This is a genomic window from Scandinavium sp. (assembly GCF_051650185.1).
Lineage (GTDB): Bacteria > Pseudomonadota > Gammaproteobacteria > Enterobacterales > Enterobacteriaceae > Scandinavium.
In genome coordinates, this window is sequence record NZ_JBOFIN010000141.1 from 24,183 (window position 1) to 37,972 (window position 13,790).

General features: G+C 55.5%; 13 protein-coding genes. 11 read left to right on the forward strand and 2 right to left on the reverse strand.

Annotated features, from left to right (window positions below):
• Nucleotides 1-184 precede the first annotated feature (184 nt).
• The 5 genes from malK to ubiA all read left to right on the forward strand — a co-directional run bounded on the left by malK (nucleotide 185) and on the right by ubiA (nucleotide 5,342).
• Nucleotides 185-1,294: a maltose/maltodextrin ABC transporter ATP-binding protein MalK gene (gene malK, locus ACRCWW_RS19555; protein WP_438683871.1), complete on the forward strand. Its 1,110-nt coding sequence runs from the start codon at nucleotides 185-187 to the stop codon at nucleotides 1,292-1,294.
• Between the two features lie 39 nt (nucleotides 1,295-1,333).
• A complete protein-coding gene (locus ACRCWW_RS19560) occupies nucleotides 1,334-2,686 on the forward strand; it encodes a maltoporin (RefSeq protein WP_330986186.1) in 1,353 nt (450 codons plus the stop codon).
• Between the two features lie 118 nt (nucleotides 2,687-2,804).
• Nucleotides 2,805-3,773 carry a maltose operon protein MalM gene (gene malM / locus ACRCWW_RS19565; RefSeq protein ID WP_438683872.1) on the forward strand — a complete coding sequence of 323 codons (969 nt, stop codon included), beginning with the start codon at nucleotides 2,805-2,807 and terminating at the stop codon, nucleotides 3,771-3,773.
• Between the two features lie 188 nt (nucleotides 3,774-3,961).
• On the forward strand, nucleotides 3,962-4,459 hold the full coding sequence (gene ubiC / locus ACRCWW_RS19570) for a chorismate lyase (protein ID WP_438683873.1): 498 nt from the start codon (nucleotides 3,962-3,964) through the stop codon (nucleotides 4,457-4,459).
• A gap of 13 nt (nucleotides 4,460-4,472) precedes the next feature.
• Nucleotides 4,473-5,342 carry a 4-hydroxybenzoate octaprenyltransferase gene (gene ubiA / locus ACRCWW_RS19575; protein ID WP_438683874.1) on the forward strand — a complete coding sequence of 290 codons (870 nt, stop codon included), beginning with the start codon at nucleotides 4,473-4,475 and terminating at the stop codon, nucleotides 5,340-5,342.
• Nucleotides 5,343-5,533: 191 nt separating this feature from the next.
• Here ubiA and plsB read toward each other — a convergent pair whose 3' ends face one another.
• Nucleotides 5,534-7,954: a glycerol-3-phosphate 1-O-acyltransferase PlsB gene (gene plsB / locus ACRCWW_RS19580; RefSeq protein ID WP_438683875.1), complete on the reverse strand. Its 2,421-nt coding sequence runs from the start codon at nucleotides 7,952-7,954 to the stop codon at nucleotides 5,534-5,536.
• A gap of 128 nt (nucleotides 7,955-8,082) precedes the next feature.
• Between plsB and ACRCWW_RS19585 the strand changes: the two genes are divergently transcribed.
• From ACRCWW_RS19585 to ACRCWW_RS19600, 4 genes are all read left to right on the forward strand, one after another.
• Nucleotides 8,083-8,451 (forward strand): diacylglycerol kinase, encoded by a 369-nt coding sequence (locus ACRCWW_RS19585; RefSeq protein WP_438683876.1) that lies wholly within the window; start codon nucleotides 8,083-8,085, stop codon nucleotides 8,449-8,451.
• Nucleotides 8,452-8,560: 109 nt separating this feature from the next.
• Entirely contained in the window at nucleotides 8,561-9,169 is a 609-nt protein-coding gene (gene lexA, locus ACRCWW_RS19590) for a transcriptional repressor LexA (RefSeq protein WP_438683877.1), read from the forward strand.
• Between the two features lie 86 nt (nucleotides 9,170-9,255).
• The gene (gene dinF, locus ACRCWW_RS19595) at nucleotides 9,256-10,575 is read left to right on the forward strand and encodes an MATE family efflux transporter DinF (RefSeq protein ID WP_438683878.1); all 1,320 of its coding nucleotides are present in this window, start codon (nucleotides 9,256-9,258) and stop codon (nucleotides 10,573-10,575) included.
• Nucleotides 10,576-10,722: 147 nt separating this feature from the next.
• Nucleotides 10,723-10,932 (forward strand): CsbD family protein, encoded by a 210-nt coding sequence (locus tag ACRCWW_RS19600; RefSeq protein WP_404659011.1) that lies wholly within the window; start codon nucleotides 10,723-10,725, stop codon nucleotides 10,930-10,932.
• Nucleotides 10,933-10,995: 63 nt separating this feature from the next.
• Here the strand turns inward: ACRCWW_RS19600 and zur are convergent, their stop codons facing one another.
• On the reverse strand, nucleotides 10,996-11,517 hold the full coding sequence (zur, locus tag ACRCWW_RS19605; RefSeq protein ID WP_438683879.1) for a zinc uptake transcriptional repressor Zur: 522 nt from the start codon (nucleotides 11,515-11,517) through the stop codon (nucleotides 10,996-10,998).
• A 126-nt stretch (nucleotides 11,518-11,643) separates the two neighbouring features.
• Here zur and ACRCWW_RS19610 point away from each other — a divergent pair, with 126 nt between their 5' ends.
• Together ACRCWW_RS19610 and traF are read left to right on the forward strand one after the other, a co-directional pair.
• On the forward strand, nucleotides 11,644-12,132 hold the full coding sequence (locus ACRCWW_RS19610) for a cupin domain-containing protein (protein ID WP_438683880.1): 489 nt from the start codon (nucleotides 11,644-11,646) through the stop codon (nucleotides 12,130-12,132).
• A gap of 176 nt (nucleotides 12,133-12,308) precedes the next feature.
• Complete coding sequence (gene traF, locus ACRCWW_RS19615; protein ID WP_438683881.1) at nucleotides 12,309-13,619, forward strand: conjugal transfer protein TraF; 1,311 nt, start codon at nucleotides 12,309-12,311, stop codon at nucleotides 13,617-13,619.
• Nucleotides 13,620-13,790 lie beyond the last annotated feature (171 nt).

Consider the following 13,790-nt stretch of genomic DNA (forward strand, 5'->3'; position numbering starts at 1 on the left):
CGTGTTCATCACGATTTTAGCCAGGCCGCGCCAGATGCGGGGGCAGACTAGCCCTCCTCATCCTCCCGCCTCCTCCCCCACAAAAAAGCCAGGGGTGGAGGATTCACCAAAGTTATTGATCGCCCATAGTCGGCGCAGAACGAATATTTCATTTAGTGACCGGTTGTAACGAAGGGAGAAGGGCATGGCGAGCGTACAGCTGCGAAATGTAACGAAAGCCTGGGGTGACGTGGTGGTGTCAAAAGACATCAATCTCGACATCCATGAAGGGGAGTTCGTGGTGTTTGTCGGGCCATCAGGCTGCGGCAAGTCCACGCTGTTGCGCATGATCGCCGGGCTGGAAACCATCACCAGTGGGGAGTTGCTGATTGGTGATAAACGCATGAATGACACGCCGCCCGCGGAGCGCGGAATCGGCATGGTCTTCCAGTCTTATGCGCTGTATCCCCATCTCTCCGTCGCTGAAAACATGTCCTTCGGTCTCAAGCTTGCGGGCGCGAAAAAAGACCTGATTGCCCAGAAGGTGACTCAGGTGTCCGAAGTGCTGCAACTGGCTCACCTGTTGGATCGTAAGCCAAAAGCGCTCTCCGGCGGGCAGCGTCAGCGCGTGGCGATTGGCCGTACGCTGGTGGCAGAGCCTCGCGTGTTCCTGCTGGATGAACCGCTTTCCAACCTTGATGCCGCGCTGCGTGTGCAGATGCGTATAGAGATTTCCCGTCTGCACAAGCGCCTTGGGCGCACGATGATTTACGTCACCCACGATCAGGTCGAAGCAATGACGCTCGCCGACAAAATCGTGGTGCTGGATGCCGGGCGCGTGGCGCAGGTCGGCAAACCGCTGGAGCTGTATCACTACCCGGCAGACCGCTTCGTCGCAGGCTTTATTGGTTCGCCGAAGATGAACTTCCTGCCGGTGAAAGTCACCGCCACTGCCATCGAGCAGGTGCAGGTAGAACTCCCTAACCGTCAGCAAGTGTGGCTGCCGGTGGAAAGTACGGGCGTGCAGGTTGGCGCCAACATGTCGTTAGGTATTCGTCCTGAACATCTTCTGCCAAGCGACATCGCCGATGTCACGCTCGAAGGTGACGTTCAGGTCGTCGAGCAACTCGGTCACGAAACGCAAATTCATATCCAGATCCCCGCCATCCGTCAAAACCTGGTTTACCGCCAGAACGACGTGGTGTTGGTAGAAGAGGGAGCCAGATTCGCTATCGGTCTGCCGCCAGAGCGTTGCCATCTGTTCCGTGAGGATGGCACCGCATGTCGTCGGCTGCACAAAGAACCGGGCGTTTAAATCCCATAACAAAAGAAAGCAATGGTCTCAGGAGATAGAATGATGATTACTCTGCGCAAACTTCCACTGGCGATCGCCGTGACTGCGGGCATTTTGTCTGCGCACGCGGGTGCCGTAGATTTTAAGGGTTACGCCCGTTCGGGTATCGGCTGGACCGGTAGCGGCGGCGCGCAACAGTGTTTCCAGGCCACTGGTGCACAAAGTAAATATCGTCTCGGTAACGAATGTGAAACTTACGCCGAGCTGAAGCTGGGTCAGGAAGTGTGGAAAGAAGGCGACAAGAGCTTCTACTTCGACACTAACGTTGCCTACTCCGTAGCGCAGCAGAACGACTGGGAAGCTACTGACCCTGCGTTCCGTGAAGCGAACGTGCAGGGTAAAAACCTGATCGAATGGCTGCCAGGCTCCACCATGTGGGCCGGTAAGCGCTTCTACCAGCGTCATGACGTTCACATGATCGACTTCTACTACTGGGATATCTCCGGCCCGGGTGCAGGTCTGGAAAACGTGGATCTCGGCTTCGGTAAACTCTCCATGGCGGTAACCCGCTCAACGGAAGCCGGCGGTTCTTCAACCTTCGCCAGCAACCAGGTTCGTGACTACACCACCGCAACCGCGAACGACGTGTTCGACGTGCGTTTGGCGCAGATGGAAATCAACCCAGGCGGCACGCTGGAACTGGGCGTTGACTACGGTCACACCAACGTAAACGACGATTACTACCTGCAGCCTCAGGCTTCGAAAGATGGCTGGATGTTCACCGCTGAACACACCCAGAGCATGCTGAAAGGCTTTAACAAGTTCGTGGTTCAGTACGCCACTGACTCTATGACTTCTCAGGGTAAAGGCCTGTCTCAGGGCGCAGGCATTGGCCTGGGCAATGACGATACCGATGGCAAACTGTACGCCTACGGCATCAACAACAACGGCCACCTGCTGCGTATCCTCGACCACGGTGCAATCTCCCTGGGCGACAGCTGGGACCTGATGTACGTCGGTATGTACCAGGACATCAACTGGGATAACAACAACGGCACCAAGTGGTACACCGTGGGTGTTCGTCCAATGTACAAATGGACGCCAATCATGAGTACCCTGCTGGAAGTGGGCTACGACAACGTCAAATCCCAGAACACCGGCGACACCAACAACCAGTACAAAATTACCCTGGCACAGCAATGGCAGGCAGGCGACAGCATCTGGTCCCGTCCAGCTATCCGCGTCTTCGCTACCTACGCCAAGTGGGATGAGAAATGGGGTTATGACACTGGCGGTAGCCCAATCTCTACCAGCGGTAACTTCAACTCCAACTTCGGTATGCAGACCGCAGGCCTTGGCCGCGGCGACAGCGACGAGTGGAGCTTCGGTGCCCAGATGGAAATCTGGTGGTAATTCGCAGTTAAGTTAACCCACTGTTATGCCACATAAAGAGGGGCGAAAGCCCCTCTGTTTTAGACTCGGCGAGCTATTGCCTGGCCACCGCTGAGCCCTGTCCTTGAGGTAATAAAAAATGAAAATGAAGAAAAGTTTTGTTGCCCTCTGCCTCTCCGCTGGCCTGCTGGCAAGCGTTCCGGCAGTCAGTTTTGCTGATGTGAACTTTGTGCCGCAGAACACCACCGCGGCGCCTGCAATCCCGGCTTCTGCGCTGCAGCAGTTGACCTGGACGCCGGTGGATCAATCGAACACCCAAAAAACGACTCTCGCCACGGGTGGCCAGCAGCTGAACGTGCCGGGGATTTCCGGTCCCGTTGCCGCTTACAGCGTCCCTGCAAATATTGGTGAGCTGAATATCACCCTGACCAGCGAAGTGAACAAACAAACCAGCGTCTTTGCACCGAACGTGCTGATTCTGGATCAGAACATGACGCCCTCGGCGTTCTTCCCAGGCAACTATTTTACCTATCAGGAACCCGGTGTGATGAGCGCCGATCGGCTGGAAGGCGTGATGCGCCTGACGCCAGCGCTGGGCCAGCAGAAAATTTATGTGCTGGTCTTCACCACGCCGCAGGATTTGCAACAGACCACCAAACTGGTTGACCCGGCAAAAGCCTATGCCAAAGGCACCGGTAACGCCGTGCCGGATATTCCAGACCCGATTGCTCGCCATGTGACCGATGGCTCGCTCAAGCTGCAAGTGAAAACCTCGTCAGCCTCCAGCGTTCTGGTTGGCCCTCTGTTCGGTTCTTCCGGTCCTGGCCCTGTCACTGTGGGTAACACGGCGGCACCTGTTTACAGCGCTCCAGCGGCGGCCCCTGTCGCGGCGACGGCTGTTGCAGCACCAGCGGTGGCAGCTTCTGCTCCGGCAGCGAAGAGCGAACCGGTACTGAACGATACGGAAAGCTACTTCAACAACGCCATCAAACAGGCGGTGAAAGAAGGCAATATTGATAAGGCCCTCAAATTGTTGAACGAAGCCGAGCGCCTCGGTTCAACGTCTGCACGTTCCACCTTTATCAGCAGTGTAAAAGGCAAGGGGTAAACATCTCCCCACAATGCTGATGTTTAGGCTCAGGCCTTCGGTGCGTCCTTGCGGGCGCACCGTTTTTTCTGACGCAATGGCATGTGTTGCATCGCTGTTGCGCAGAAGATCGTATATTCGTGTTTCTTCCTCCCGTTCGCCGTTTTCTACGATACAATGCCGATAAGTTTTGTATCGGAGAGTCAGGCATGTCACACCCTGCGCTGGCGCAACTGCGCGCGCTACGCTATTTCGCCACCCTTCCGGAACTCGACGCACAGCTTCGCGACTGGCTGCTGCTGGAAGATTCCATGACCAAACGTTTTGAACAGCAGGGCAAAAGCGTGACGGTGACGCTTATCCGCGAAGCGTTTGTCGGCCAGGACGACGTGGCTGAGGAGCTGTCGCTCCTGCCTGCGGAATCGCGCTACTGGCTGCGCGAAATCTTGCTCTGCGCTGATGGCGAACCCTGGCTTGTCGGGCGCACCGTCGTGCCGGAATCCACCCTGAGCGGCCCCGAGCTGCAATTACAGCAGTTGGGTAATACGCCGCTGGGGCGCTATCTGTTTACATCGTCAACGCTAACCCGCGATTTTATCGAGATTGGTAAGGATGCAGAGCTGTGGGGACGCCGTTCCCGCCTGCGGCTGAGTGGAAAACCGCTGCTGCTGACGGAGCTGTTTTTACCTGCATCACCGCTGTACTGAGAGGAAATGAAGAATGGAGAGGAGTCTGACGCAGAATAAGCTGTTGGCTTATCACCGCCTGATGCGTACCGACAAACCGATTGGTGCGCTGCTGCTGCTGTGGCCAACGCTTTGGGCGCTGTGGGTTGCCACGCCCGGTGTGCCGCCGCTGTGGATCCTGGCGGTTTTTGTCGCGGGTGTCTGGCTGATGCGCGCGGCAGGTTGTGTGGTGAACGACTACGCCGACCGTAAATTTGATGGTCACGTGAAGCGCACCGCGCATCGCCCATTGCCAAGCGGCGATGTCAGTGAAAAAGAAGCGCGCGGGCTGTTTGTGGTGCTGGTTCTGCTTTCCTTCCTGCTGGTGCTGACGCTCAATAAAATGACCATCCTGCTTTCTGTTGCCGGGCTGGCGCTGGCGTGGGTCTATCCGTTTATGAAGCGCTACACCCATCTGCCGCAGGTGGTGTTGGGTGCGGCCTTTGGCTGGTCGATTCCGATGGCCTATGCTGCCGTCAGTGAAGCGCTGCCGCTGAGCTGCTGGCTGATGTTCCTCGCCAATATCTGCTGGGCCGTGGCGTATGACACGCAGTATGCGATGGTTGACCGTGACGATGACCTGAAGATTGGCGTGAAATCCACGGCGATTTTGTTCGGTAAGCAAGACAAGCTGATCATCGGCATTTTGCAGGTGGCGGTGCTGGCGTTGATGGCGGCAGTAGGCTGGATGAGCGGGCTGAACTGGGAATTCTACTGGTCGATTTTTGTCGCCGGAGCGCTGTTCGTTTATCAGCAGAAATTGATTAAAGACCGCGAGCGCGATGCCTGCTTTAAGGCCTTTATGAACAACAACTACGTTGGGCTGGTGCTGTTTATTGGTCTGGCGATGAGTTATTTGGCGTAGAGAAATGCCCGGCGGCGCTTCGCTTGCGCGGGCCTACGGCAACCCTGTGTAGGCCGGGTCAGGCGAAGCCGCCACCCGGCAATGCTTAAAAGGCTGTGCGGTCTGATGCCCTCACCCCCGACCCCTCTCCCACAGGGCTAGGGGGGGCAAACACTAAAAAACCTTCCCGAAGGAAGGTTTTTGCAGTTTACCTAGGCGTCCTGACTGGCGCTCTCAATCGTCAAACGCACATCGGAAGTGATCAGCTCCGCCAGCATCTGATAAACCTTCATCGTTTCCGCCGGTTCGGCATCGCCGGAGTCACTGATAAAGCCTTCGTCACGCAGTGTCAGCACCAGAGTACTGAATACGGCCTTGTCGAAGAACTCTGGCGCGTTAATACCGTGCAGAACGGAGAGACGTTGTGCCACGGTGCGGCTTTCTTTCTCCAGCGTGCTGCGGTTGATTGACGGGTTGGCGCACAGCAGCCAGAAGGTGATGGCGTAGCGTTGCAGCGTCTCTCGCGCGCCGGCAGCCAGAAGTTGCAGAGTGCGGGAGTGAGACGGATTAATGCTGACCGTGTCATTCTCAACGGTCACCAGCTCCTGACGCTGCATTTCTGCCAGCAGCAGGTCGATAACGCCCGCCAGTTCGGCTTTTTCCCAGCGCAGGAACAGCTCGGCTTTCAGCATCGGGTACAGTGTCTCGACGTGGCGAACCATCTCTTCGCGTGAGATTTTACGATGCTGAGTGACAATCGCGGCCAGCAAGGACGGGATCATCAGCATGTGCGTGATGTTATTGCGATAGTAGGTCATCAGCACCGCCTGCTCGCGCGGCAGAATGATGATGTCACCGATGGTGTCTTTCTCAACTTCGAACTTGTTCATCTGCAGCGCATGATCGATAAGTTCACTGGCGCTGAGGGCAGGCACGGTCGAATCTTTCGAATACGGCACGTTGCGCATCAGTTGCAGATAGCAGTCTAACTGCTGAGCGAGCTGCTCGCGGGTCAAAGAACGTTGACGAGAAGCCAGCAGTGCGGTCACACACAGGTTCATGGCATTCGCCGCGCCTGCGTTGTTGATGCGCACCATCAGGTCTTCGGCAATGTTGTTCACCGTAGGTGTTAACCACGCAGGGCGGATTGCTTCAATCGGGTCGATAGACTCGCGCCATTCTGGCACGTGCTGATTGAGGTAGGTCATCAGCGGCATCGGTTCGCCAAAGTTCACGTAGCCCTGGCCGAGATTACGCAGCTTGCTCAGGCCTTTCAGCATCTGAGGCAGGCTCTCTTTCTCTTTGGTCGCGCCGCGCAGCTCTTTCGCGTAGGTGCCCACTTCCATCACGTGCTCATAGCCGATGTAGATTGGCACGAGGGTAATTGGACGAGTACCGCCCCGCAGCATCGCCTGAATGGTCATCGACAGCGTGCCGGTTTTCGGGTCGAGCAGACGACCGGTACGGGAACGGCCACCTTCCACGAAGTACTCAACGGAATACCCACGGCTGAACAGTTCGCCGAGGTATTCACGGAACACGGTGGAATAAAGCTTGTTGCCCTTAAACGTACGACGAATAAAGAACGCGCCCAGGCGGCGGAAAATCGGGCCAGCTGGCCAGAAGTTCAGGTTGATACCGGCAGCGATATGCGGCGGCACCAGCCCCTGGTGATAGAGCACGTACGAAAGCAGCATGTAGTCCATGTGGCTGCGGTGACAGGGCACATAGACAATTTCATGACCATCGTGAGCCAGCTGGCGCACGCGCTCGGCGTTGTTAACGTTAATCCCCTGATAGAGACGGTTCCAGGTAAAGCTCAGAACGCGGTCTGTCAGGCGGATCATCTCGTAGGAGAAGTTAGCCGCAATCTCTTCCATCAGCGCAATGGCGTTCTGCTGCGCTTTTTCGTGGGAGATTTTCTTGCTGCGCGCTTCATCTTCAACGGCTTTGGCAATCGCTTTGGACGCCAGCAGCTTATTGAACAAATCCTGACGAGCAGGCAGGCGCGGGCCAACGGCCGCCAGACGCTGACGGGCGAAGTGCGTACGTGCCACACGAGCCAGCTTCTGCGCGATAATTTTGTCTGTGCCGTGCTCGGTCGCCATGCGGCGCAGTGACACGGATGGCGAGAAACGCACGAAGCTGTCGCGACCAAGCCAGGTAACGGCAAAGAACTTCTGGAAGCCGTTCATCATGCGCAGGGGCGGGTTAACTTCGCCTTTTTCGCGACCCGGAGAACGCCCAAACATCACCGAAACCGGCACCATCTGCACGTCGAGCTCGGGATTGCTGCGATGCAGGTCCAGATAGTTGTGGAACAGCTTGATGGATTCTTCTTTCGGCGTGTAATAGGTGAACGCGCGCGGCCCGCCGTGAATGAACACGTAACGCGGCAGCTCGGTTCCGTCGATCACCAGCGGCTCCAGCGGATCCGGGAGATCGTGCGCCAGGCACTGGGCGCGTAACGTCAGCAGATCTGCCTTCGAGTTATAGGGCAGAACGTACATAATCGGACGTGAGGTATCGAGCCCAAGTTCCTGGGCAGGGTTTGCCGGAATGGACTTGCTTTTTACCAGCACGCTTAATGGTAAATTCAGTAATTTGTAGTAAATTCGTGGCCAGCCAGACATAAACGATGTAAAGCCTCTGGTTAATCATGCAAATGCGTCGCAAGGATAACAGAAAGTAAGCAGAATATCTGTTCTACCACTTACGGCGCGCAGTGACATTGACGCTAATAAATAAAAAGGTTCTTTTGATGGCCAATAATACCACCGGGTTAACCCGAATCATCAAGGCGGCAGGCTACTCCTGGAAAGGTTTTCGCGCAGCGTGGAAAAACGAAGCCGCGTTTCGCCAGGAAGGCACCGCTGCCATTATCGCCATCTTTATCGCCTGCTGGCTGGACGTGGATGTCATCACCCGCGTACTGCTGATTGGCTCGGTGCTTCTGGTGATGATAGTGGAAATTCTGAACAGTGCGATTGAAGCGGTGGTTGACCGTATCGGGCCGGAGCATCACGAGCTGTCAGGGCGCGCGAAGGATATGGGGTCTGCTGCAGTTCTGTTGGCTATCTTTATTGCCGTCATCACCTGGGCGCTGCTGCTGTGGTCGCATTTTCGATAGGCGCCACACTATTGCGCAACCGTCTGGTTTTTTGTGCGTTTTGCGGTTCCAAATTCGCCATCAACTGTATATACTCACAGCATAACTGTATATACACCCAGGGGGCGGAATGAAAGCGTTAACGACCAGGCAGCAAGAGGTGTTTGATCTCATCCGGGATCACATCAGCCAGACGGGCATGCCACCGACGCGTGCGGAAATAGCACAGCGCCTGGGATTTAAGTCCCCTAATGCGGCTGAAGAGCATCTTAAAGCGCTGGCACGTAAAGGCGTCATTGAGATTGTCTCCGGGGCTTCTCGCGGCATTCGTCTTCTGATTGAAGAAGAAGTGGGCATCCCATTGATCGGCCGCGTGGCTGCCGGTGAGCCGCTGCTGGCACAGCAGCATATTGAAGGCCATTATCAGGTTGACCCTGGCATGTTCAAGCCAAGCGCCGATTTCCTGCTGCGCGTCAGCGGCATGTCGATGCGCGACATCGGCATCCTTGATGGCGACCTGCTGGCGGTACATAAAACTCAGGATGTGCGTAACGGCCAGGTGGTTGTCGCTCGCATTGACGATGAAGTGACCGTCAAGCGCCTGAAAAAACAAGGCAGCACCGTTGAGCTTCTGCCAGAAAACAGTGAATTTTCCCCGATCGTGGTCGACCTGCGCGAACAGAACTTCTCTATTGAAGGTCTGGCGGTTGGCGTGATCCGCAACGGCGAATGGCTATAATCATCCTTTAGCTTTCCGCTTCGTGTTTTGAGTGGCGCAGCTCTGGCGCCACTTCGTTTTACCTTTCCACTCTCACAGGTTTTCCGATGTCGCTATTCACTGCTGCGGACAAGGCATTGTGGCGTCTTGCGCTGCCCATGATTTTCTCCAATATCACTGTCCCTTTGTTGGGGCTGGTCGATACGGCGGTGATTGGGCATCTGGATAGTCCTGTGTATCTGGGCGGTGTCGCTGTGGGCACTATGGCGACCAGCTTCCTCTTTATGCTGCTGCTTTTCCTGCGAATGAGCACCACCGGCCTCACGGCTCAGGCTTATGGTGCAAAAGATCCGCAGCGGCTGGCGCGTGCTTTGGTACAACCGCTGTTACTGGCATTGGGCGCAGGCATAGCCATTGTCCTGCTTCGCACACCGCTTATTGATTTGGCGCTGCATATTGTCGGCGGAAGCGATGCGGTGCTGGAGCAGGCCAGGCGCTTCCTTGAGATCCGCTGGCTCAGCGCCCCTGCTTCTCTCGCAAACCTGGTCTTGCTGGGGTGGCTGCTTGGTGTGCAGTATGCTCGTGCACCGGTGATTTTGCTGGTGGTGGGCAACGTGCTGAACATCGTACTCGATTTGTGGCTGGTGATGGCCCTGCACATGAACGTGCAGGGCGCAGCGCTGGCCACTGCGTGTTCGGAATATGTCACTTTCTTCATTGGCTTGCTGATGGTTCGGCGGGTGCTGCATCTGCGCGGCATTTCGTTAGCGCTGCTGAAAGAGGCCTGGCGGGGCAATGTTCGTCGCCTTCTGGCGCTCAACCGGGACATCATGCTGCGTTCGCTGTTGTTGCAACTCTGCTTTGGCGCATTGACCGTGTTTGGCGCGCGTCTCGGCAGCGATATTGTCGCGGTAAACGCCGTGTTGATGACGATGCTGACGTTCACGGCCTATGCGCTGGATGGCTTTGCCTATGCCGTTGAAGCCCATTCCGGGCAGGCGTATGGCGCGAGGGACGACAGCCAACTGCTGCACGTCTGGAAAGCTGCGTGCCGCCAATCCGGCTTAGTGGCGCTGGCGTTTGCGATGATTTATGCCGTCGGTGGAGAGCACATTGTTGCGATGCTCACCTCTCTGCCACAGCTGCGGGAGCTGGCCGATCGCTATGTTTTCTGGCAGGTGATACTGCCGGTGATTGGCGTCTGGTGTTATTTACTGGATGGCATGTTTATCGGTGCGACACGAGGGACAGAAATGCGAAACAGCATGGCTGTCGCCGCCGCTGGCTTTGCTCTGACACTGTTAACCGTGCCGCTGTTTGGCAACCACGGATTGTGGCTGTCGCTCGCGGTGTTCCTTGCGCTACGCGGGCTCTCTCTGGCCTGGATTTGGCGGCGTCACTGGCAACACGGAACCTGGTTTTCGTAGTGGGTTCATTTCCTGGTATGGTTAAAGATTCTGAATAATTCCTGAAAGCCAACATCCTTACCTATACTCATTATCACGTCCAGCAGAAACGATGCTTACAGGACGACGTTACTTCACTCTGCTTCACCGAACGATGAGGAAAGGATCATGAATAAAGACGAAGTCGGCGGTAACTGGAAACAGCTCAAAGGTAAAGTGAAAGAGAAATGGGGTAAGCTCACCGATGATGACTTTACCGTCATTGAAGGTAAGCGCGATCAGCTGGTAGGGAAAATCCAGGAGCGTTACGGATACGCGAAAGACCAGGCTGAGAAAGAGGTGAAAGACTGGGAAACCCGCAATGACTATCGCTGGTAACCCACTGCTCTACCCGTAAGTACAAGGAAGTACAACCCTCAGGGCGGCTTAGGCCGCCCGCGACTATTTCTGGCCCGGCTTTCTTTTGATTTGAATGGTATGGTCGTGCCCGCAGCAATCCTGTGTTGCACAGGCTTCCACTTCAACACACTCCGCACACAAGCCATGGGCTTCAAGCACATTATGGCGCAGCGCAAATCCCATCCGCGCGGCCAGCTTATGCATGATGTCTTCAAGACCGTCGGCAACTTCTTCTTTTACCACTCCACAACGATCGCAGATAAACATCGCGGAGCTGTGAGACGGGTGATCAATCAGATGGCACAACACATAGCTGTTGGTGGACTCAACCTTGTGGACAAAACCCTGTTCGAGTAAAAACTCCAGCGCCCGATACACGGTCGGGGGTTTCGCCTGTGGCTCACTGACTTTCAACAGATCGAGCAAATCATAGGCGCTGATGGCACCCTGTTGTAGCGTCATCAGGCGCAGCACTTCCAGACGCTGCGGTGTCAGACGCACGCCGCGCTGCGCGCAAAGCCTTTCGGCATGCGTGAGCATATCCTGGGGAGTGGTATTGTCCATCGGCGTCCTCGAATCAGCTAAAAAGTAAACCGCTACTTTATCATGTTATGGCACAAACGCCGATAACCTGCCGGGTGTGTGCTATACATGACGCAAGACAACAGGGAAAAAATCCCGGGGGGAAAGATGAAACGACCCGACTGTATTCGACACTGGCGTGACCTGGAAGAGCCAGATGATTCAACCTATCCCGACAGCCCTGAGCTGTTTTCCATCGGTGCACCCCTGGCGCGTAAGCTTGGGCTGCGCCATTTGGGCATTCACCACGAACGCCTGCCGCCGGGCAGACGCACGTCTTACCCGCATGCCGAAAGCGATGAAGAAGAGTTTATCTACGTGCTGGAAGGCCATCCGCAGGCATGGATAAACGGCTATCTCTGGCAGCTGGAACCGGGCGACAGCGTTGGTTTTCCTGCCGGTACTGGCGTCTGCCACACCTTTATCAATAATACTGAGGAAGAGGTGTGCCTGCTGGTCGTTGGCGAGGCGAATAAAAAGCACAACCGCATCTACTATCCCCTGAATCAGGAGTATGCCGCGACCCGCCAGGACCGCTGGGTTGACCATCCGCCGCAGTTTTTTGGCCCGCATGACGGTAAACCCTCGCGAAAATAACAATCTCATCTATAAATATTGAGGGGCGTCACATATTCCTACGATAACACGACGCCCTTTAACGCAAATCGCCCTAACAGGCTGCTTTTTACATCGTTATTCACAGCAATAGTTCGCCCCTTTTCAGCCGATAACTGAACAGGGATAAACGTTCACCTGCAAATAACGAGTCTATCGTGAAAAAAAATATCAAATATTCTGTGGTGTCTGCGGCAGTTTCTCTTTTTATGGCAAATCAGGCGGGAGCGGCAAATACGTGGTCAGAAGCGAGAAGTGATGCGATGGGGGGAACCGGGGTTGCGTCAGCCAGTTATGGCAGCGCAGTATTGATTAACCCGGCGCTACTGGCAAAATCAAAACCTGACGATGATGTCTCTGTCGTTATTCCGTCGGTTGGCGGACAGATTACCGACAAAGACAACCTTCGCGATCAAATTGACGATATCAGCAACGATATCAACCACTACAAGAGCGTGCTTGATAACATCACGCCGACCGATATTTTGCTCAATCCTGGCGACACGTTAAATCAGTTCCAGAGCGCCGCAGGTGATTTGGCCGGGCAACTGGAAGATTTACGAGGTAAAACCGCGCGTGCGAATGCCGGTGCTGGCATCGCCGTCAGCGTGCCGACTTCAGCCGTTTCACTGGCGTTTGTTGCCAAGGCTTATGCTCATGCCCGCGTCAGCTCCAGTATCGATCAGAGCGATATCGACTATCTGCGTAATATTCAGAATTCTGATCCGTTTGCTGCCTCACAGGCGGCTAACGCGCTGATTAACGGCAGCGACGCCCTGACCAATAATCTGAATTCAACCGCATCCGGTAAGGCGGCCATTGTTTCCGATTACGGCATCGCCATCGCCCGTCAATTCGATATCGGCGGCGTGCCGGTTTCCTTTGGGGTTACGCCGAAACTGCAGCAAACCTGGCTCTATAACTACACGACGTCCATCGATGATTATCACAGTGATGACTGGAAGAAGAGTAAGTATCGCAATGACGATACCGGCTTTAACGTGGATACGGGGATTGCAGCAGACTTTGGCGAAAACTGGACTGTGGGGTTAAGCGGACAGAACCTGATGTCGCGTGATATCGACACCAAAGACGTTCGTATCACCAACAATTCAACCGGCGTGACCACTAACTACAAAGATACGTACCAAATTCGCCCGCTGGTGACAGCAGGCGTGGCGTGGCACACCGACCTGGTGACGCTGAGTGCGGACGGCGACCTGACGGAAACCAAAGGATTTAAGAGTGAAGACAATTCCCAGTACGTTGGCGTCGGGGCAGAGGTGACGCCGCTGAGCTGGCTTGCGGTACGTGCGGGTTATCGTGCTGACATGAAAGGCAATGACAGCAATGTCTTCACCGCGGGTGTTGGTTTCGCACCGCTGAACACGGTTCACGTCGATCTGATGGGGCTGTACGGCCAGGATGAAACCTGGGGGGCGGGTGTTCAGTTGGGTCTGACGTTCTGATGTATTGCCGGGTGGCGCTGTCGCTAACCCGGCCTTGTATTATCCCCCACGTGCAGAAAGAGCCGGCCAGTTCTTTCTGCCTGCAGTCCGGACGCCGTACCTGACCTTAGATTCTCAAATCTGTGGCGTAGATAATTCGCGCCGGACTGCACTTCTCCACATGTGATAAAC